The organism is Nonomuraea sp. NPDC050022 (assembly GCF_044460705.1).
In the GTDB taxonomy this organism is placed as follows: domain Bacteria; phylum Actinomycetota; class Actinomycetes; order Streptosporangiales; family Streptosporangiaceae; genus Nonomuraea.
Genome location: NZ_JBITKE010000001.1, coordinates 1,151,579 through 1,169,697, shown reverse-complemented (window position 1 = coordinate 1,169,697; position 18,119 = coordinate 1,151,579). Strand labels below are relative to the sequence as shown.

19 protein-coding genes are annotated in these 18,119 nt (G+C 69.3%); 6 read left to right on the top strand and 13 right to left on the bottom strand.

The genetic code is table 11. The annotated features are described in order from the left end of the window. Window positions 1-56 precede the first annotated feature (56 nt). Together ACIBO2_RS05070 and ACIBO2_RS05065 are read left to right on the top strand one after the other, a co-directional pair. The gene (locus ACIBO2_RS05070; protein ID WP_358537117.1) at window positions 57-473 is read left to right on the top strand and encodes an ATP-binding protein; all 417 of its coding nucleotides are present in this window, start codon (window positions 57-59) and stop codon (window positions 471-473) included. A gap of 105 nt (window positions 474-578) precedes the next feature. Then, window positions 579-1,391 carry a CPBP family intramembrane glutamic endopeptidase gene (locus tag ACIBO2_RS05065; RefSeq protein ID WP_358537114.1) on the top strand — a complete coding sequence of 271 codons (813 nt, stop codon included), beginning with the start codon at window positions 579-581 and terminating at the stop codon, window positions 1,389-1,391. On the opposite strand, the gene ACIBO2_RS05060 is transcribed toward ACIBO2_RS05065, so the two are convergent. The 4 genes from ACIBO2_RS05060 to ACIBO2_RS05045 form a co-directional block, all read right to left on the bottom strand. Continuing rightward, window positions 1,339-2,097 (bottom strand): response regulator, encoded by a 759-nt coding sequence (locus ACIBO2_RS05060; protein WP_397295463.1) that lies wholly within the window; start codon window positions 2,095-2,097, stop codon window positions 1,339-1,341. The two genes, ACIBO2_RS05065 and ACIBO2_RS05060, sit on opposite strands and share 53 nt — an antisense overlap. Continuing rightward, complete coding sequence (locus ACIBO2_RS05055) at window positions 2,097-3,392, bottom strand: sensor histidine kinase (protein ID WP_397295461.1); 1,296 nt, start codon at window positions 3,390-3,392, stop codon at window positions 2,097-2,099. Before ACIBO2_RS05055 ends, ACIBO2_RS05060 begins: the two co-directional genes overlap by 1 nt. 102 nt (window positions 3,393-3,494) lie before the next feature. Next, entirely contained in the window at window positions 3,495-4,016 is a 522-nt protein-coding gene (locus tag ACIBO2_RS05050; protein ID WP_358537107.1) for a hypothetical protein, read from the bottom strand. Between the two features lie 191 nt (window positions 4,017-4,207). Beyond that, on the bottom strand, window positions 4,208-5,158 hold the full coding sequence (locus ACIBO2_RS05045) for an NADP-dependent oxidoreductase (RefSeq protein ID WP_358537105.1): 951 nt from the start codon (window positions 5,156-5,158) through the stop codon (window positions 4,208-4,210). Window positions 5,159-5,206: 48 nt separating this feature from the next. Between ACIBO2_RS05045 and ACIBO2_RS05040 the strand changes: the two genes are divergently transcribed. Beyond that, window positions 5,207-5,827 carry a helix-turn-helix domain-containing protein gene (locus ACIBO2_RS05040; protein ID WP_358537102.1) on the top strand — a complete coding sequence of 207 codons (621 nt, stop codon included), beginning with the start codon at window positions 5,207-5,209 and terminating at the stop codon, window positions 5,825-5,827. A gap of 99 nt (window positions 5,828-5,926) precedes the next feature. Continuing rightward, the gene (locus ACIBO2_RS05035; RefSeq protein WP_358537099.1) at window positions 5,927-6,286 is read left to right on the top strand and encodes a nuclear transport factor 2 family protein; all 360 of its coding nucleotides are present in this window, start codon (window positions 5,927-5,929) and stop codon (window positions 6,284-6,286) included. A gap of 48 nt (window positions 6,287-6,334) precedes the next feature. Here the strand turns inward: ACIBO2_RS05035 and ACIBO2_RS05030 are convergent, their stop codons facing one another. Together ACIBO2_RS05030 and ACIBO2_RS05025 are read right to left on the bottom strand one after the other, a co-directional pair. Beyond that, on the bottom strand, window positions 6,335-6,625 hold the full coding sequence (locus tag ACIBO2_RS05030) for a MarR family winged helix-turn-helix transcriptional regulator (RefSeq protein ID WP_397295718.1): 291 nt from the start codon (window positions 6,623-6,625) through the stop codon (window positions 6,335-6,337). A gap of 70 nt (window positions 6,626-6,695) precedes the next feature. Next, on the bottom strand, window positions 6,696-7,268 hold the full coding sequence (locus tag ACIBO2_RS05025; protein ID WP_397295458.1) for a TetR/AcrR family transcriptional regulator: 573 nt from the start codon (window positions 7,266-7,268) through the stop codon (window positions 6,696-6,698). 103 nt (window positions 7,269-7,371) lie between these two features. On the opposite strand from ACIBO2_RS05025, the gene ACIBO2_RS05020 reads away from it, so the two are divergent. Further along, on the top strand, window positions 7,372-8,307 hold the full coding sequence (locus ACIBO2_RS05020) for an SDR family oxidoreductase (protein WP_397295456.1): 936 nt from the start codon (window positions 7,372-7,374) through the stop codon (window positions 8,305-8,307). A gap of 89 nt (window positions 8,308-8,396) precedes the next feature. Here ACIBO2_RS05020 and ACIBO2_RS05015 read toward each other — a convergent pair whose 3' ends face one another. The 7 genes from ACIBO2_RS05015 to ACIBO2_RS04985 all read right to left on the bottom strand — a co-directional run bounded on the left by ACIBO2_RS05015 (window position 8,397) and on the right by ACIBO2_RS04985 (window position 16,167). After that, the gene (locus ACIBO2_RS05015) at window positions 8,397-9,170 is read right to left on the bottom strand and encodes a TIGR03084 family metal-binding protein (RefSeq protein ID WP_397295454.1); all 774 of its coding nucleotides are present in this window, start codon (window positions 9,168-9,170) and stop codon (window positions 8,397-8,399) included. 257 nt (window positions 9,171-9,427) lie between these two features. Then, a complete protein-coding gene (locus tag ACIBO2_RS05010; RefSeq protein ID WP_397295452.1) occupies window positions 9,428-10,030 on the bottom strand; it encodes a hypothetical protein in 603 nt (200 codons plus the stop codon). Window positions 10,031-10,200: 170 nt separating this feature from the next. After that, complete coding sequence (locus ACIBO2_RS05005; RefSeq protein WP_397295450.1) at window positions 10,201-10,662, bottom strand: hypothetical protein; 462 nt, start codon at window positions 10,660-10,662, stop codon at window positions 10,201-10,203. Between the two features lie 248 nt (window positions 10,663-10,910). After that, window positions 10,911-12,200, bottom strand: a complete 1,290-nt coding sequence (locus ACIBO2_RS05000) for a homoserine dehydrogenase (RefSeq protein WP_397295448.1) — start codon at window positions 12,198-12,200, stop codon at window positions 10,911-10,913. Continuing rightward, window positions 12,197-13,579 carry a diaminopimelate decarboxylase gene (lysA, locus tag ACIBO2_RS04995; RefSeq protein ID WP_358537081.1) on the bottom strand — a complete coding sequence of 461 codons (1,383 nt, stop codon included), beginning with the start codon at window positions 13,577-13,579 and terminating at the stop codon, window positions 12,197-12,199. Before lysA ends, ACIBO2_RS05000 begins: the two co-directional genes overlap by 4 nt. A 121-nt stretch (window positions 13,580-13,700) precedes the next feature. Next, window positions 13,701-14,303 carry an anticodon-binding protein gene (locus ACIBO2_RS04990; RefSeq protein ID WP_358537079.1) on the bottom strand — a complete coding sequence of 201 codons (603 nt, stop codon included), beginning with the start codon at window positions 14,301-14,303 and terminating at the stop codon, window positions 13,701-13,703. A 16-nt stretch (window positions 14,304-14,319) separates the two neighbouring features. Then, window positions 14,320-16,167 carry a hypothetical protein gene (locus ACIBO2_RS04985; protein ID WP_358537076.1) on the bottom strand — a complete coding sequence of 616 codons (1,848 nt, stop codon included), beginning with the start codon at window positions 16,165-16,167 and terminating at the stop codon, window positions 14,320-14,322. A gap of 70 nt (window positions 16,168-16,237) precedes the next feature. Here ACIBO2_RS04985 and ACIBO2_RS04980 point away from each other — a divergent pair, with 70 nt between their 5' ends. Continuing rightward, window positions 16,238-17,872, top strand: coding sequence for an asparagine synthetase B family protein (locus ACIBO2_RS04980; RefSeq protein ID WP_397295445.1), 1,635 nt, complete (start codon window positions 16,238-16,240; stop codon window positions 17,870-17,872). Window positions 17,873-18,119: the final 247 nt, after the last annotated feature.

Here is an 18,119-nt window from a genome sequence, read left to right as displayed (position 1 = left end):
AAAGCGATCTTGTGTGCAGGCAGCAAACGTAGCAACAGGACAAACTCGGGGATTTCATGCTCATGCGAACAGAGGCGGTAACCCTCATCGGAGCGACCAGGCTACGCCGTGGCGACAAGGCTCCGAAGCAGGCCCGGGCGGCCATGACGTGCTGGCTCACGACCGGCCATGCCGTGCTGCTTGACGCGCAACAGGTCGTCAGCGAGCTGGTCACGAACGCCTGCACTCACGTGGAGGGCGGCGCGCACCGCGAATGGGTCACGGTAATCGCCAGTCGCGGCCCCGGCTTTCTTCGCATCGAGGTCACCGACCCGGGCGCGTTCGCGTCCGAACCGCACATTCCCCAATACGCCTCTCCGGAGATCGAGTCGGGGCGCGGCATTCACATTGTGCGGGAACTGTCCGACGGGAACTGGGGGACGTTCGTCAATTCAGCGGGCCATCGCGTGGTGTGGGCCGACCTGAGGTGCTAGTCCCGTGAGGGGAGGCTGGGCCGAAATTCGGACCGTGGGTGGATGGCGGCGGTGGCGCGTTCTTGAACACTTGGCCGGGCCAACTCCCCGAAGGAAGGTCTGTCCGTGTTCGAACGGCTCTCCGATCGCGCTTCGTCGATCGTTTTCATCGTCCTCGCGCTCACGATCTCGCTGGGCACCGCCAACATCGCCGATGGGCTCGTCCTCGCCTTGTCGCCCCTGCTCGTCGTGCTGGCGATGCTGCTCGTCGTCACGCGAGAGGGATACTCCAGAGACGGATGGCGCCGGCTCGGCATGGGGCGGCTCGGCCTGCGTACCTGGCCGCTCACAGTCGCCACCACCGCCGGCGTCTGCCTGCTCGCCACCGCGGGCGCCGTCGCGCTCGGCTTCGGCCGATTCACCGCGCCGCACGGCGAGTGGCCGCAGTCGGTGATCGCCGTGTCCATCACCGGGCCGATCCTGGCGTTCGCCGAAGAGATCGGATGGCGGGGCTACCTGCAGCCACGGCTCGCGTACCTGGGCGAGCGCTCAGCGATGTTCGTCGTCGGGCTTGTCTGGATCGCCTGGCATCTGCCGTACATCCTGTTCACGCCGTACTACCACACCGACGGGAACCGCGGCCTGGTGCTCTTGCTGTTCAGTGGCTCGGTGATCGCGTTCTCGTTCCTCTTCGGGTACCTGCGCGTCATGTCCGGCAGCCTGTGGCCGGTGGTGCTGGCGCACTTCGCGCACAACGCCACCTTTGCCCTGTTGCTGGAGCATGTGGTCTCGACTGAGCAACCCGTGGTGGTCCGCGAATACCTGGCCGGTGACACCGGGCTGTTCGTACTCGTCGGCACAGCGGCCTGCGCCCTCGCCATCGGGATCAGTCGGTCCGCCGCGAGTCGCCGGTCAGCCCATGCGTCTGCGCGAGGATGACCGCCTGCACACGATCGCGTAGTTCGAGCTTGCGCAGTACGGAGCCGAGATGCGTCTTGACGGTCGACTCCGCCAGTCGCAGCCGCGCGGCGATCTCCGCGTTGGTGAGTCCCAAGCCGACCGAGGCGAGGATCTCGCGTTCGCGGGAGGTGAGCCGCCCCAGCCTGGACGCGGTGACGGGCGGGCGCTCGGCGGACGCGGCGGCGGGGAGGCGCTCGGCGGGCGCGGTGGCGGGCGGATGCTCGGCGGGCGCGGTCGCCGGTGGCGCGAGGACGAACGAGTCGATCAAGCGACGTACGAGCCTCGGCGCGACCGGCGCCTCCCCGGCGGCGGCCGCCCGGATCGCCGTCAATAGTTCCGCCGCCCCCGCGTCCTTGAGCAGGAAGCCGGCCGCGCCAGCTCGAAGAGCCGCGACGAGCAGCTCGTCGTCGTCGAAGGTCGTCAGCATGACGACGCGTGGCGGGTCGGGCCTGGCCAGCAGCCGCCGGGTGGTTTCCACGCCGTCGATGCCCGGCATGCGAATGTCCATCAAGACGACGTCCGCGCGGTGCTCGGGCCGCCGCAGGGCGTCGAGGGCCGTCTGCCCGTCGGCGGCCGATCCGACGACCCGCAGATCCGGGGTGGCGTCGAGGATCATCGCGAACCCGGTACGTACCAGCTCCTGATCGTCCACCAGGAAGACGCGGATGAGACGATCGGGACTCATCACGCGCCTTCCGCGCGACCCGCGGGCGACAGAACGGCTACGGGGATCGCGGCATCGACCGCGAATCCGCCGTCACGGCGTGGGCCAGCCTCCAGCACTCCACCCAGGGCGCGCAACCGCTCCCGCATCCCGTCGAGGCCATAGCCGGAACGTTCGGAAGCGTGGCCCGCGATCGTCTCGGCAGGTTCGGAAACGTGGCCCGCGATCGTGTCGGCACGACGGGCACCGACACCCACACCGTCGTCCTCGACTCGAACCATGATCCCTTCCTGTGTCCTCGCGACGATCACGTGCGCTGTGGCCTGCGGGCCGGCGTGCTTCAACACGTTCGTCAGAGACTCCCGAACGACCCGGAGTACGGCAAACCGTATCGCGGTGGGCACATCGTCGAACACGGCCAGCTCGGCGTCGACGTCCACCGCGAGGCCCGCCGCCCGTACCGAGTCCACGAGCTGCCACAACTCGGCCCCACTCAGCTCGCCCGCCCCGTCGCCGTCACCGTCGCCGTCGAGGTCCGGGTCGGCGTCGCGGAGTACCTCGATGACGCCACGCACCTCGGTGAGGGCCGACCGCGCGGTACGCCCGATCGTCGCGAAGACCCTTCCCGCGTCCGCGCGGTCCCAGGGCCGTGCGTGCTCGGCGGCGTACTCGGCGCCGTCAGCCTGCACGATCACGACGGTGAGGGAGTGGGCAAGGATGTCGTGAATCTCCCGTGCCGCGACAACACGTTTCCGCTGCGCGACGTACCGCTCCCGCTGCAACCGGCTCTCCTCAAGTCGGGCACTGGCCTCACGCAGCGCGCGCATGTTGGCCTGACGACCGCGGACAAGGTTGCCGATGACCCAGATCAGTACAAACAGGATCCCCAGGAACACAGCGTTCTTGAGCACGTTCGTCAGGTATTCAGGCGGGACGCTCCACCGGAAGCCGGCGAGCACGCTGCCCACGAGAGCGGCGCCGAGGGCGAGCAGGCGGATCGGCAGGGACGCGACGTGCGCGGCGACGGTATAGACGACGATCGCCTGCGCGACGTTGGCCGGCAACGGAATCGGCACCACCGCGAGCTGAACGGCGAAGGCCGTGGCCGACCCGGCGAGGACCGCGGTCGGGAAGCGCCGCCGTACGGCGAGAGGGAGGATGGCCGCAGTGCCGACGAGAAAGGCGGGCAGCCCCGCAAGAGCACTCGACAGGCCGAGAACCAGCCACATCAAGCCGGCCAGTGTCAGATCCAGCATCCTGGGGTGCTCGCGGGACCATTGGTCGATGCGGGCGGCGAGGAAAGTCCGCTGTTTCAAGGGTCCCTCGACCTTCCGTGACCGTTCAGCCGAAACGGAGTCCCAGGATAGAGCGGACGTTCCTCTCCAATTGCCCGGCGAACGACGCGGGGGCTACGAGGGCTAGTACCTGACGCAGTCCTGCGTGGCCAGAACCAGGCTCATGTCGGCCACCTTGTTGTGCGACACATAGAACATGTAGAACGCCTTCTTGTTGCCCGGCACGGTGGCGGTCGGATACCCACCCGGGCCACGGCGCAGACCGGGGTATGCGGCCTTCAGCTGCGCGTTGCTGGAGCCGAGTCCGATGCCTTGCGGTGTCTTCAGGCCAGGCGGCGCGACGATCATGGAGACACCGCGCTTCTTGGAGACGTACACCCCTACCCGGTACTCGCCGTACGGGTTCTCCTTGAGGTCCCAACCCGTGCATCGGGCGGAGTCGCCGACCGCTTTGCGGACGATCCGCTTGGTCCTCATAGCTTCCTTGGCGTTCATACCAAGCTTCAGATTGCCGTACCCGTACGGCCCCAGTGTCGCCTTCCGCGCGGCGAGCGCCGGGGATGCGACGCCGGCCGTCACGACGCCTCCCGCCAGCGCCACCACCAGCATTGAACGGCCGATCCGCCGGGCGATCGTCTGCTTCACCAGGTTCCTCCTTGATCTTTGACTTGATCACCTTAGTGATAGTTCGGATCGGTTGTTGACTATTTGCCGGATTACGAGCAGGCGCACCGCCGCCGCCGTGGGGCTGGGTCTCGGCCCATTGAGCAGCAGCATCGGGCCCGTGACCGGTTGTCGTGAACGGCCACGGGGGCCGATCAGTTCACCAGCACGATTCAGTTCACCAGCACGATCTTTCCGCGCGCGTGGCGGCTTTCGCTCAGTTCGTGCGCGGCCGCGGCCTCGGCGAGCGGGAACGCCGCCGCGACCGGCACCCGCAGCCGGCCCTCGCCGGCAAGCCTGACCGCGATCGCGAGGCCATGCACCGCCTGCGGGTCGGCGGGGGCTCCCACGGCCGTACCCGTCTCCTCGGCCGGCGCTCCGTGCGACATGTGTACGCCGTGAGCCGCCGCGGCGAAGTCGGCGATCGTCACCACGCGCGCCGTGTCACCGGCGATGGCGATGAGGTCTGGCAGCGCCCCTCCAGCGCAGTCAAACACCGCGTCCACCCCGGCCGGCGCCAGCGCGCGGACCCGTTCGACGAGCCCCGCCCCGTACGTCGTCGGCTCCGCGCCGAGAGAACGCAGGAAGTCGTGGTTGTGCTCGCTCGCCGTACCGATGACAGTGGCGCCGCGGGCGACCGCGAGCTGGACGGCGACGGTCCCCACCGCACCGGCCGCGCCCTGTACGAGCACGGTGTGCCCGGCATCGACCGCGAGCCGGTCGAGCACCCGGGTGGCCGTCTCGACGCTGCCCGCGGCGCCGCCCGCTTCCTCCCAGCTCCACGCGGCCGGTTTGGGCGCCCAGGCGGCCAGGACCGCGAAGTCGGCATTGACGCCGCGCGCGAGCGTGTCGGCCATGCCGAACACCTCGTCGCCGACGCTCACGCCCGTGACGCCGTCGCCGACCTCGTCGACCACGCCCGCGGCGTCGAATCCGGTCCGATACGGGAACGTCGTGGGCACCATGTCACGCAGCGCCCCGGAGCGGATGTACGTCTCCCCGGGCGAGACACCGGAGGCCCGTACGGCGATGCGGATCTCGCCCGGTCCGGCGTGCGGCGCCGCCACCTCGGCGACGTGCACAACGCTGGGCGGGCCGTACTCAGTGAATTGAATCGCTCTCATGCGCCGAACGTAACGGAGCACCCCCTCCGTTTAGCTAAAGTGAGAGCGATGACGGCCCAAGTGATAACCCATCTCCGCTCGGACGCCCGCGACAACCGCGAGCGCATCCTCGCGGTCGCTCGCGCGGCCTTCGCCACCGAGGGCCTCGACGTGCCGATCCGGGAGATCGCCCGGCGCGCCGAGGTCGGTGTCGCGACCGTCTACCGGCACTTCCAGACCAAGGAAGCGCTGATGGCCGAAGCTTTCGCCGAGCAGATGGCTTCTTGCTCGGCGATCGTGGAGGAGGGCATGGCGGCGGGCGACCCGTGGCGCGGGTTCTGTCTGGTGATCGAGAGGCTCATGGAGGTGCACGCCCTCGACCGAGGCTTCGCCCGCGCATTCACCTCGCGACTCCCCCAATCGGGCGACTTCGCCGCGGAGCACGCTCGCACGCTGCGCCGACTGCTCGAACTGGTGCGGCGCGCGAAGGAAGCAGGCCCTTTGCGGAAGGATTTCGTGCTGGAGGACATCAGCCTGGCGCTGATGGCGAACGACGGCATCCGCGCCGAGTCACCCGAGATGAGAGTGGCGGCGTCGCGCCGCTTCGCGGCCCTGATGATCCAGTCGTTCCAGGCCAACCCGGTCCCGACGCCGCTTCCGCCGCCCGTCCGGCTGCCCCTGTCCAGGTGAGAGTACCTGCCGAGAGATGTCAGGTATGGCTGGCAGCCTGAGCCGTGCAGTCCCCCACCACCACTCTGGCAGCAGGGCACAACTGGAGGAGCAGGCAAGATGAGCGAGATCGAAAAGACGCTGCTGGAAATCGAGCAGCGAATGCTGAACGCTGACGCGGCTTACGACGAGAAGTTCTTCGCGGAGTATTGTGCCGACGACTTCATAGCCATGGGCAGTTATGGCGTTGTATCCAGGCAGCAGGTGCTCCAGATGTACACCCAAGGCAGCGGAAATCCGGACCGGCACAGCCAGGCAAACGACGCCACCGTCAAGTTGCTCGGCGACTCCGGCGCCATTGTCGCCTACACACTGACCAGCACCACAGGCGAAGAGACGACCTCGTGGCACGCGACGACCGCATATCGCCACACCCCCGAAGGCTGGCGGGTCGTCCTCATCCACCAAACACCGATGTAATCGATGGCGGGCGCACGCGAAGAATAGCCATCCGCCGCAGAACAGTGGTCAGATCGGCTTCGCGCTTCGGGCCGACCGGTGGGGGCAGGGCCTCGGCGCCGCAGTGGTAGCGCTCCTGCAGCGGCTGGCCTTCGACGAGCTCGGCCTGTGGTGTTCGCGGCCCTTGGTGGTGATCTCCAGGCGGATGGATCTGCGGTCGGCCGGATCGGTGCGCCGTCGTAGCAGGCCCTCGTCTTCCAGGCCGTCCACCAGGGACGTGATCGACCTGCCCGTGACGCCGAGCCGGTCTTTGAGGTCGCCCATCCGCGGCGTGCCCGCTTCGTTGACGGCCAGCATCAGCAGAACCCGGGACGTGGACCAGCCGCGTTGCTGGTAGGGCTGCCCGGCGAACCGCCGCAGCGCATAGGGTCTAGGTGACCCCCGCGCCCGCGGTCAGTGCCTTCAGCTCGTCGAATGATTCTCGGATGAGTTGCGGGAAGTCTGGCTGGCCGGTGGCGAGCCAGCGTACGAATGCGATCTTGAAGACCGCGACCCCCGCCTCGGCGGCCAGGCTCGCGGCCGTGTCCGCGACACCGCGCAGGCGCAAGGCGTCGGCGAGCGCCGAGGCGAACGACTCGAGTTTGATCAGCTCACGCTCTCGAAGCTCCGCGTTCGCGGCGATGATGGCTTGGCGCTGCCGGGAATGTTCGCGGCGCTCCTGAAGCTGAGCGGCGGCGGCCTCAAAGGCCGCGGCGACCGCGTCGATCGGCGCCGTGGAATCAGGGGCATCTGCGACGGAGCTCACGAGGAGCTCTTGCAGCTCGCCCCCGCCCCAGAACAGCACCTCGCGCTTGTCGGCGAAGTGCCGGAAGAACGTTCGCTCCGTGAGCCCCGCCCGGCTGGCGATCTCGGCCACCGTGGTCTGTTCGTACCCGCGTTCGCCGTAGAGCTCCATTGCCGCTTGCACCAGCCGGCCGCGCGCGTTCGGCTCCCATCGCCCCATGCCCCGATCGTACCGTGATGACAGCGACTGACATTACTTGCTACTGTGATGACAGCAACTGACATCAGTCGGCCGCTCGGCCGACTTATCCGGAGGTTTTCTCATGCGTGTTTTCGTCACCGGCGCGTCCGGCTGGATCGGCTCCGCCGTCGTTCCCGAGCTCATCGGCGCGGGCCATCAGGTCACCGGGCTGGCCCGCTCGGACGCCTCGGCTGCCGCCCTCGCCGAGGCTGGGGCGCAAGTGCACCGCGGCACACTCGATGATCTCGACGGCCTGCGGAGTGCGGCCGACGCGTCGGACGGCGTGATCCACCTCGCGTTCAAGCACGACCTCGCCTTCTCTGGAAACTTCCAGAGCGCTGTCGAGGCGGACCGTCGCGCCGTCGAGGCGATGGGCGAGGCACTCGCGGGTTCTGATCGACCGTTCGTCCTCGCCTCCGGGCTGATCGGGCTGGCACCGGGGCGGATGGCGACCGAGCAGGACGGTCGTGGTCCCGCAGCGGATACGGCGCAGCCGGGCAGCGGTCCGCATGCTCGTCAGGCCACCGCGCGACTGACGCTCGCCCTCGCTTCCCGCGGCGTCCGCTCATCGGTCCTGCGGCTCCCCCCGACGGTGCACGGCGAAGGAGACTACGGCTTCATGGCGGCCATAGTCGGCATCGCCCGCGACAAGGGCGTCTCCGGCTACATCGGCGATGGGGCCAACCGCTGGCCCGCCGTGCACCGGCTCGACGCCGCCCACCTGTTCCGGCTGGCGCTGGAGCAGGCCCCGGCGGGATCGGCGCTGCACCCTGTCGCCGACGAGGGTGTGCCGATCCGCGCCATCGCCGAAGTGATCGGCCGACATCTCGGTATCCCGGTGGGCGCCGTCTCACCGGAGAGCGCGGGCGAGCACTTCAGCTGGCTGGCCGGTTTCCTCTCGGCCGACAGCCCGGCCTCGAGCACGCTGACCCGCGAGCTACTGGGGTGGCAGCCGACCCAGCCCGGGCTCATCGACGACCTCGACAAGGGGCACTACTTCCGCAGTTCATCCGCTTGATCAGCTGCGGCACTCTCTAGACGAGCCTGGTAACGGACGCGCTCAGGGCAAAGGTCCGCCTGCGTTCAAGAGGGCGGGCCCGAGCCTCTTCAGAGGAAGACGCGAGCAATCTCAAGCCACTTCTGCGCGTCCTCGCCGACTGCCGTGAGGTCAGTCTGGGCTCGGGACCTGCGCTGGGTGACTCGAAGGCAGAAGTCGAGGGCGCTGCCCTGAACCCGTTGTTCGGCATCTTCTGGGCCCCATACCCAGGTTTGGCCGTCGGGAGCGGCCAACTCGACACGGAACGGCTCTGCCGGAGTGGGCAATTGGGCGGCATAGAACGACAGCTCTCGCCCTATCACTCCCAACGAGGCCACATGCTGGAGCCGACCCGTGGGGCGGCGCGAGACACCCAGCACGTCGAAAACGTCCTGCCCGTGAGCCCACGTTTCCATCAGCCGAAGCGGCACCATGAGCGCCGTGGTCAACTGCGAGCCGTACCACGGGAACACACGGCCCAGTGGCACGTCACGTAGCGCCGCCCCCACCTCGGCTCGACCGGCGCGCCATTGTTCCAGAAGTACCGATCGCGGCTTGGCCGCTCCCGCGGCGGCGTCGAGGTCGGCGTATTGGCTGCCTGCGGCTTCCGCCTGCTTCAGCACAGTGTCGAACGCCTCCGGGGTCCGGATGGCGATGAGAACATTCGCATCGGCTGAAGCGAGGTGAGCGATCTGGTGGGCGATCGTCCACCCCGCTGCCGGCGTCGGCTTCGACCAGTCGGCCTCCGCTGATACCAGGGCGTCAAGTTCATCCCCTTCAGCCACCAAGTCGGGCAGAGCCCGGTCGAGCTCTACACCGGACAGGTCAAGGCCATAGTTCAACATCGGTGTCACCTCCACACACTGACGGATAAAGTTGATCTAGGGTGGTCAAGCTACCTGAGGTTGATCTCGGCAAGCCGAACTCGATCCCGGCCCCTGACCGGTTGGGAGCCGTGGACGCCCGGCCACGAGACCAGGCGCAGCCAGGCCGCTCCGGCACGGGCTGTCCGGCAACCGCCGGACAGCGCCCAGTGGCGGGCAGTACGGCCGTGAACCTCACGACCGGCCTGCGCGCCTGCGTCGCGGGCCAGGTCGAGTGGTCACATGATGCGCTTCGCCTTGTCCGCCGTCTTGCGGAACTGCGTGCCGTCCCACTTGTAGGTTTGGCTGACCATCAGGTCTGGACAGCACCTGGGGGCCTGGTCGCTGAGCGCCTTGCCGTGCAGCTGCACACGCCCGCCCTGGATCGCGACCTTCAGGGATTTGAAGTAGCGGTTCTTGCCGAGTTTCCCCAGCAGGCGCGGAGTCGAGGGCTTGGAGGCTGCGTCGTAGACAAAGGCGATCAAGGGATTGCTCGACGTCGAGCTCGGGCACGACGACACGACGACGGTCTCACGCTTGCCGTCACGGGTAAGGTCGCCGACGGCCGCTACGCGGGCGTGCACGACGTACCAGGCGGCACGCGGCCTCGGTTTGGGGCAGTTCAGAGCCGGCTCCACAACGGACGCCCAGTCGACCCGGTCGGCCGCATTCGCCGCGATGGCGGTGGCGGTGGCCGGTGCCGCCCCACTGTCCACGGTGGCTGCGTTGGCGATACCCCCGCCGAGGACGACCGTCAGGCAGGCGGCCAGGGAGGCGGCACTGGTCCAGGCTCCGTATCGGCGGGCTCTCGGGTGGCTCGTGCGCTCGGTAAGTGAGGTCATAGTCAGTCCGACGCGGGAAACCTCGGAGATGTTGTGGGCTATTTGTTCCTGCCGTGAGACAAATACCGGTCCCATCGTGATGCTCGAACCTCATCGGCCCTGCTTGGGGCGGGGGTCTGCGGGCTGAGCCGAGCTCGATGTCACGTCCCGGTCATCTCCGCGCTTTGGGCTCACGGTGTGAATACCTCGCCGTGCTCCTCATCGGGCAGAGGCCGACCCGTCTGTGCGGCCAAAGCCGGATCGGCCAGGATTCGGGCAGTCGCCCGCCATTCAGCCGTAATTCGATGCAACGTGGCATGCACGTCGAGATCGACGACGTCGCGAGTGGCGTCGACGATGTCACGGACGAATTCCTGACGCTCGCCAACCGAAAGATGGCGAGCCCACGGGAAGACGACCGGCAGGGCACGTTCGACCGCCCGCGCCCCCTCATCGCTCGCGATCAGTGCGGCCAGCAGGCGAGACACGACGTCGGCCGTCTCCTCCCGCTCCCGATCATGCCGCGCCGTAGTGATGTACAGGTCTTCGCCGTCGCGGCGCTTGACATGCAATCGATGCACTCGGTCGAGCGTGTCTGCCACTCGTTTGGAGTGCTTCGAGAGGTCGGAGAAAGACACGGTCGGAGTAGCCATACCGCGACGCTACTTCGGAACAATTCCGAGGTCATGGGAACGCCCGGCTGATCAAGGCGGTCCAGATATCTGCCGGACGCGCTCAGGCCGAAGGTCCGCCTGCGTTCAGGAGGGCGAAGCCCTCCTGTGGAGGGACGCCCGAGCGCAGCGAGGACCGTGCCTTTGTGGGGGGTGGGGGGCGCCGAGCCCCCCACACAACACAGCCCGACCCTCAGAGCGCGAAGCGCCCCAAGGGAGGACCATGCTTGTCAGAAGTCGCCCTCGACCCGCATCACGCTGGCGATCGCCCGCACGATGTCGAGGTCGCGCAACCCCTCCATCGTGGCCGACAGCGCCGCGTCCGTTGCCCGGTGGGTCACGATGACGAGTTGGGCGTCGTCCCCGTGGCCCTCCTGGCGTACCGTCTGGATCGATACGTCGTGCTTGGCGAACAGGTCCGCCACCCGGGCCAGCACGCCCGGCTTGTCCGCCACGTCCAGCGCCACGTGGCACCGCGTGACGGTCTCTCCCATGGGGTGCACGGGTAGGTCGGCGTACGTCGACTCCGAGGGGCCGCGCGTGCCCGCCAGGCGGTTGCGGGCCACCGCCACCAGGTCGCCGAGCACGGCCGAGGCCGTCGGCGCGCCGCCCGCGCCCTTGCCGTAGAACATGAGCTGGCCCGCCGACGCCGCCTCCACGAAGACCGCGTTGTACGCCTCGCGCACGCCGGCCAGCGGGTGCGTCCGGGGAATCATGGCCGGGTGTACGCGGACCCCGACCGAGCGGCCGTCGTCGGAGCGGGCGCAGATGGCCAGCAGCTTGATGACGTAGCCCATGGCTTTGGCCGAGGCCACGTCGGTGGCGGTGATCTCGGTGATGCCCTCGCGGTGCACCTCTTCCGCCGTCACCCGGCTGTGGAAGGCCAGGCCGGCCAGGATCGCGGCCTTGGCGGCGGCGTCGAAGCCCTCGATGTCGGCCGTGGGGTCGGCTTCGGCGTAGCCGAGCGTCTGGGCCTCCTCCAGGGCGTCGGTGAACGAGGCTCCCGTGGAGTCCATCTTGTCGAGGATGTAGTTGGTGGTGCCGTTGACGATGCCGAGGACCTGTTTGACGTGGTCGCCGGCGAGTGATTCGCGCAGCGGGCGCAGCAGCGGGATGGCTCCGGCCACGCTGGCCTCGAAGTAGAGGTCGCCGCCGCCCGTGCGGGCGGCCTCGTGCAGGGTCGCGCCGTCCTCGGCGAGCAGGGCCTTGTTGGCGGTGACGACCGACTTGCCGCTGGACAGGGCGGACACGATCAGCGAGCGGGCGGGCTCGATGCCGCCGATGACCTCGATCACGATGTCGACGTCATCGCGGGTGACCAGCGACTCGGCGTCGGTGGTCAGGAGTTCGGGGGCCACCTCGACGTCGCGCTTGCGGCCCAGCCGGCGTACGGCCACACCGGCCAGCTCCAGCGGCGCCCCGATGCGGGCGGCCAGGTCGTCGCCCTGCTCGTGGATCAGCCGGATGACCTGCGAGCCCACCACCCCGCAGCCCAGCAGGGCCACTTTCAGCGGTTTCACAACTGCCCCCTCAACAGGTCGTCCTCGGTCTCGCCCCGCACGATGACACGTGCCTCGCCGTCGGTGACGGACACCACGGCGGGCTTGGGCAGATAGTTGTAGTTGCTGGCCAGCGACCGGCAGTAGGCACCGGTGGCCGCCACGGCGATCAGGTCGCCCGGCGCGAGGTCGGCGGGCAGGAAGCAGTCGCGCACGATGATGTCACCGCTCTCGCAGTGCTTGCCGACCAGGCGGCTGAGCATCGGCTCGGCGGAGCTCTCGCGGCTGGCCAGCACGGCGGTGTATTCGGCCCCGTAGAGGGCGGTGCGCACGTTGTCACTCATGCCGCCGTCGACGCTGACGTACGTGCGCAGCCCCTCGACGTCCTTGACCGTCCCGACCTCGTAGAGGGTGATCCCGCCGGGCCCGATGATGGTGCGGCCGGGCTCTACGGTCAGCCTCGGGACCGGCAGCCCGGCGTCGGTGCAGACCTTGGTGACGATCTCGCGCAGGCCGTCGGCGATCTCCTTGATGTCGGGGGCCTCGTCACCCTCGACGTAGGCGATGCCGTAGCCGCCGCCCAGGTCGAGCTCGGGCAGCACCACGTCGTGCTCGTCCTTGATCTGCACGAGCAGCGTGGCCAGGCGGCGCGCCGCCACCTCGAACCCGGCCGTGTCGACGATCTGCGAGCCGATGTGCGAGTGGAGCCCGACGAGCTCCAGCGAGGGCAGCGCGAGAATGCGGCGTACGGCCTCGGCGGCGGCCCCGGTGTTGAGCGACAGGCCGAACTTCTGGTCGTCGTGCGCGGTCGCGATGAACTCGTGCGTGTGCGCCTCGACCCCGGTCGTCACCCGGATCATGACCTTGGGCCGCGTGCCGTGCCTCTCGGCGAGGAACCCGAGCCGGGCTATCTCCTCGTAGGAGTCGACGACGATGTGCCCGACGCCCGCCTCCAGCGCCCTGGACAGCTCGGCGGCCGACTTGTTGTTGCCGTGCAGCGTGATGCGCGCGGCCGGGAAGCCCACGCTGAGCGCCACCGCCAGCTCGCCGCCGCTGGCCACGTCGAGGCCGAGGCCCTCGTCCTTGAGCCAGCGGACGATCTCCTTGCACAGGAACGCCTTGCCGGCGTAGTGGACCTCGGAGCCTGCGAAGGCCGTGGCGTAGTCGCGCATGCGCGAGCGCACGTCGTCCTCGTCGAACACGTAGAGAGGCGTGCCGTGGTCGCGGGCCAGATCGCGGACGTCCACGCCGCCGATCGTGAGCGCGCCATCGGTCCGGCTCGACGTTCGCGGCCAGATCGAGGGATTGATCCGGTTGAGGTCGGCGGGCGCCAGCGGTGGGCGCTCGTGGGGCAGCATCTCTGCGTGCCGGTCCCCGGCGGGATGGACGAATCGACTCACCCGAACGAGGCTATCGGAACCGTCGAACCGCCCGGACCCGCTGCCCACGTATCGAGACGCGATCAAGCTCCAGGAGGGATATTTTTACGATTTTTCGCCCTTTGGCCGGATATTTTGCCAATCACAGACGCTCCGGGCCCGGCAACACCTTGAGCACCGCCCGCGCCAGCCGGACGCGCGCCGTGTGCACCGGTGCGGGTGGATCGTCTCCCATGGGTACGGCGGGGGCCAGCTCATGGGCGTCGTGGTACGCCGTCGCCAGCCGTACCAGGTAAGGCTCCCACCCCGGAGACCTGCTCAGCCGCCGCCCCGGCAGCTCGGCCAGCACGCGGAGCACGGCGCGGTCTCGCGGGTCGGCCAGCAGCTCTGGGCGGAAGGGCCCGGCCGGGACGCCCAGGTCGCGCGCCCACCGCTGGACGGCGGCCGCCCGCGCGTGGGCGTAACGGACGACGAAGCCCGGGTTCGCCCATGTGCGGGGGAAGTCCGGCCAGAGGTCCTCTGGTACGTCGAGCGGCTCCACGGAGTCCACCAGCGTCCCCGGTACGTCCACGACGATCCGCAGAAAGCCGTTGTCCAGGACCTCGCCGGAGACGCGCGCCGCCAGGGAGGCAGGGGGTACGCCGCGACGGAGGGCGGCGGCCGAGATGTAGACCGCCTCCCGCTCCCACGTCCCCTCCGGCACCGGAGGCTCCCCCAGCACCGCGGCAAGCTGCTCCGGCGTCACGGGGCGGCCCTGGACGCTAGATGAGCGCGTGTGGCTCGGCGGAGCCGTACTCGACCAGTTGGGCGGCCCCCAGCAGCCACCGGTCCTCCTCGCGTACCCGCACATAGCCGAACCGGTCGGCCGAGAACACCTTGATCCCGTCCGCCCGGCACTGCCGCATCAGCACCTCGTCCCACCCGTCCGTGAGGTCGGCGAAGCCGAGCTCACGCAGGGTGTTGCGGCGGGCCAGGAGCGTGGCGCCGGCGATCTCCGGCAGGTAGGAGTATTCGGCGTCCGGCTGCTTGAGCAGGGTCGCCTGCGGTTTGCGGAGGTGGGCGTAGAAGGCGGCCTTGCCAACAATGTCGGCCGTGCTGAACAGGAACGCCCTGCGCAGGTCGGTCAGATAGTGGGCCCCGTAGACGTCGCGCGGGTCCATGACCGCGACCAGGTCGGCCTCGCACAGGTCGAGACCGTGGTTGAGCATGGCGCCCGTGCTGGCGGCCGGGTCGAGGTCGCGGAAGACCACGTCGACGCCCGTCAGGACCTCGCGGACGCGCTGCTCGGCCCCGCGCCAGGCGAACACCACCACCTGGGTGACCCCCGACTGCCTGGCCACCTGGGCCAGCGCGTGCTCCAGCAGCGCCGAGTCGGGCACCGGCAGCAGCACCGAGACGTTGAGCGTGGCGCGTACGGCGGGCAGGCCGATGGCCTCCAGCAGTTCGTCGGTCCGCTCGGACATCGTGCCAGTGGCGTGGGCGCGGCGCAGGGCCGCGTGCGCGCGGCGCGCGTCGGGCTCGGTGCCGATCGAGGTGTTGCAGGCCGCGAGCTCGGCCAGCACCCACTGCGGGGTGCCGGGCGGGCAGTCGACGGAGGCGGGCCAGCGGTAGGAGGTCAGCACGTCGGGGTAGGTCAGGTGCTCGGGAAGCAGCTGGTCGAGCGTGAGCACCCGGTCGATGCGGCCGCCCGAGAGCGGGATCGGGTTGTGCACCCGCGGCTGCACCCCGAAGTGCAGGCGCGGCCAGCCCACGGTGAGGTCGTTGGTGAAGCGGTGCTCGAACAGCTCGGCGGCGGCCGTGTAGGGGGTTACGTCGCCCCGCGTGTGCCAGAAGACCGTGCGGATGCCCCGCTCGGCGCACCAGGCCAGCAGGGCCTTGAGCCCCTCGCCCGGCTCGCCGGTGATCTCCTCGGCCCACGGGCCCTGGGTGACCGACTCGACCACGAGCAGGTGCGGCACCTCCAGCGGCAGCACCCTGGCGAAGTCGCGCGGCGTGAAGCCGGTCGTCTGCCGCCACTCGTAGCGCAGCAGCGCCTCGGTGTGCGGGTCGGCGATCACCGCGGCGGTGATGTGCGGGCGGGTGTTGGGCCCGGTGGGCACGCGGAACGGCTTGAGCTTGAACGAGGCGCCGTTGAGCGTACGCACGGAGGTGGTGGCCTGGTAGGCGGCGCCCGGCCGCTCGTCCTTGTCCTTGGCCGCGGCGGCGACCGGCTTGCGCTTGGGCGCGGTGGGTCGTTTGACCGGTTTGGCGGCGCCCTTGAGACCTCGGGCCAGACGGACCGGGTTGCTCTTGCCGCTCCTGATCGCGTCGCCGAGCCGGTTCCAGCGGGCCACCTTGATCGAGGAGAGCTTCCAGTTGGCCACCTCGGCCTGGAAGCGCTGCTCGGCCAGCTCCTTGCGGAGCTTCTCCGCGGCGGCGCGCTCGATCTCCAGCCGCTCCTCCGCGTCGGTGAGCCGCTCGGCGAGCGCCTTGGCCTCAGCGGTGTGGTGCTCGGCCTCCACGAGCCGCGCCTGGGCCGCGTCCAGCAGCCTGGCCAGCTCGGCCGCGTGCTCGGCCTGGGCGATCGCCTCACGCAGCGCTCGCCTAGTGCTCTCCAGCTCAGTGCTCACCGAGACCTCCGATTCCTAGCCCGGCAAAGGATACTCTTTTGCGGGAAGCAGCTCGAAGGGATGAGATCCGGTGCAGTTCAACGTGCGGCCCTATGTCTGCGGCGGTCTCGGCCGGATCGACACCGTCATACTCGGCAAACTCGCCGCCGCGGGGCCTCGGGTCAGACCGGCGCTCCAGACGGCCGAGGCGGCCCTGTACAGCTCGACGCCGCTGCCGCCCTATCACCGCGCGGGGGGCTCGTTCGCGTTCTCCTGGGGTGAGCGCAGGCCCTCGGCTCTCGACGGCTGGATGTCCATCGCCGAGACGTACGAGGTGCCGGGGCTGATCGGCGACGGCCCGCGGGTCACGCTGCACGCGGGCGCGCTCGGGCTGGTCGACGTCTATTACGTACGGCACGGCGACGCGATCTATTTCTCGTCCCTGATCCAGCCGTTGCTGTCGCTGGTCCCGGTCGAGATCGACTGGTCGGCCTGGGCCTCGATCATCCAGGTGACGTTCCCGCTCGGCGAGGCGACGCCCTACCAGCGGATCAAGCGGCTGCCGGGGTCGAGCGCGCTGGTGTTCGACGGCGAGCGGCTGGCCACGGAGCGCGGGCTGCCGCGCTGGCTGCGCCGCGAGCCGTACGAGAGGTGGACCAGCGCCCACGAGATCGTCGAGCTGCTGCACGAGGTCTACAAGGACTACGACGGGCGCAAGCTGCTGGTGCCGGTCAGCGGCGGCTACGACTCGCGGCTGCTGGCCAGCGTGGCGAAAGCACGCGGCTTCGACGTGGAGTCCTGGACGACCAGCCCCGACGAGGGCACCGACACCGACATCGCCTTCGCCCGCTCGATCACCCGCGAGCTGGGCATCCCGCACCGGGTGATCACCCAGTCCGCCGACGACTACCCCGGCGACGCGGCCGAGGTGGCGCGCCGGCTCGAATACCTGACGCCGCACCACGCCTGGTACGCCCCGTTCGCCAAGGAGGTGCAGCGGGCGGGCCGGGTGCTGGTCGACGGCCTGGCCGGCGGCCCGCTGCTGAAGAACTTCATGGTGAGCGGGGCCGCGCTGGAGGCCACCTCGCAGGCCGAGCGGTCGGCCGCGGTGCTGAAGTCGCTCAGCCTGGGCGCCCCGTCGCAGCCGTTCCTGTCGGCGGCGGCCGGCGCCTGGATGGAGGAGGCGGTCCGCGAGCAGTTCGCCGCGGCGACCTCCATGCTGCACGGGCACCGGGCCGAGCTGCCGCTGTCGGTGCTGCACACCCGCACCGTGCGGGGCATCGCCCGCTCGGCGGTCAACCTGGTCGGCCCCGAGGCGTCGTTCGCGGCGCCCTTCATCCACCCCGACTTCTTCGACGCGGCGCTGTCGGTAGGGGTGGCCCGAAAAGACAAGGGTCGCTTCTATCGCGAGATCTTGCACGCCGCCAACCCGCGGGTGGCGGCCCTGCCGTCCACGAACGTGGTCAAGCAGCCGCTGCTGCGGGTCCCGCTGCGCTCCACGGCCGCTCCCGCGCGGGCGTACGCGCACCGCATGCTTGAGACGGTCGCCGCCCAGGTGCCCGAAATGCTGTCCGATGAGCTGCACATGGTCATCGCGGGCGGCCCTGACGCGCTGACCCGGTTCAGCGGGTGGAACGACCGGTTCTGGGTCCGGGGGCTGGTGCTTTTCGGGCTCTGGCTGGGCGACTTCGAGAACGATCTCAGTGATGTGTCGTCCCCTTTCTGATGAACTCTCGGTAACATCACGGTTACACAGTGATCTCATGGGTATTAACTCGAGCACAGCACAAGCGGGTTCCGGAAAGCCAACGGGCTGGTAGTGTTCGGCCCGTAAGCGCCGCACAAGCGGGCACCGGGTCACAAATCCGGTCCGTTCAGGGCATGAGGTTCGCAGGGATGACGACCTCAGGCGGCGCGGTCACCAGCTAGTTAGCGCCGGGGAAACCGGTGACTCCGTCCTGCCCACATCTCCT

What these genes read in the sequence shown, in the direction of transcription:
- ACIBO2_RS05070 (WP_358537117.1), top strand. Translation starts at nt 57, where the DNA reads ATGCTCATGCGAACAGAGGCGGTAACCCTCATCGGAGCGACCAGGCTA.
- ACIBO2_RS05060 (WP_397295463.1), bottom strand. Translation starts at nt 2,097, where the DNA reads ATGAGTCCCGATCGTCTCATCCGCGTCTTCCTGGTGGACGATCAGGAG.
- ACIBO2_RS05045 (WP_358537105.1), bottom strand. Translation starts at nt 5,158, where the DNA reads ATGAGAGCGATTCAATTCACTGAGTACGGCCCGCCCAGCGTTGTGCAC.
- ACIBO2_RS05040 (WP_358537102.1), top strand. Translation starts at nt 5,207, where the DNA reads ATGACGGCCCAAGTGATAACCCATCTCCGCTCGGACGCCCGCGACAAC.
- ACIBO2_RS05035 (WP_358537099.1), top strand. Translation starts at nt 5,927, where the DNA reads ATGAGCGAGATCGAAAAGACGCTGCTGGAAATCGAGCAGCGAATGCTG.
- ACIBO2_RS05025 (WP_397295458.1), bottom strand. Translation starts at nt 7,268, where the DNA reads ATGGGGCGATGGGAGCCGAACGCGCGCGGCCGGCTGGTGCAAGCGGCA.
- ACIBO2_RS05020 (WP_397295456.1), top strand. Translation starts at nt 7,372, where the DNA reads ATGCGTGTTTTCGTCACCGGCGCGTCCGGCTGGATCGGCTCCGCCGTC.
- ACIBO2_RS05015 (WP_397295454.1), bottom strand. Translation starts at nt 9,170, where the DNA reads ATGTTGAACTATGGCCTTGACCTGTCCGGTGTAGAGCTCGACCGGGCT.
- ACIBO2_RS05010 (WP_397295452.1), bottom strand. Translation starts at nt 10,030, where the DNA reads ATGACCTCACTTACCGAGCGCACGAGCCACCCGAGAGCCCGCCGATAC.
- ACIBO2_RS05005 (WP_397295450.1), bottom strand. Translation starts at nt 10,662, where the DNA reads ATGGCTACTCCGACCGTGTCTTTCTCCGACCTCTCGAAGCACTCCAAA.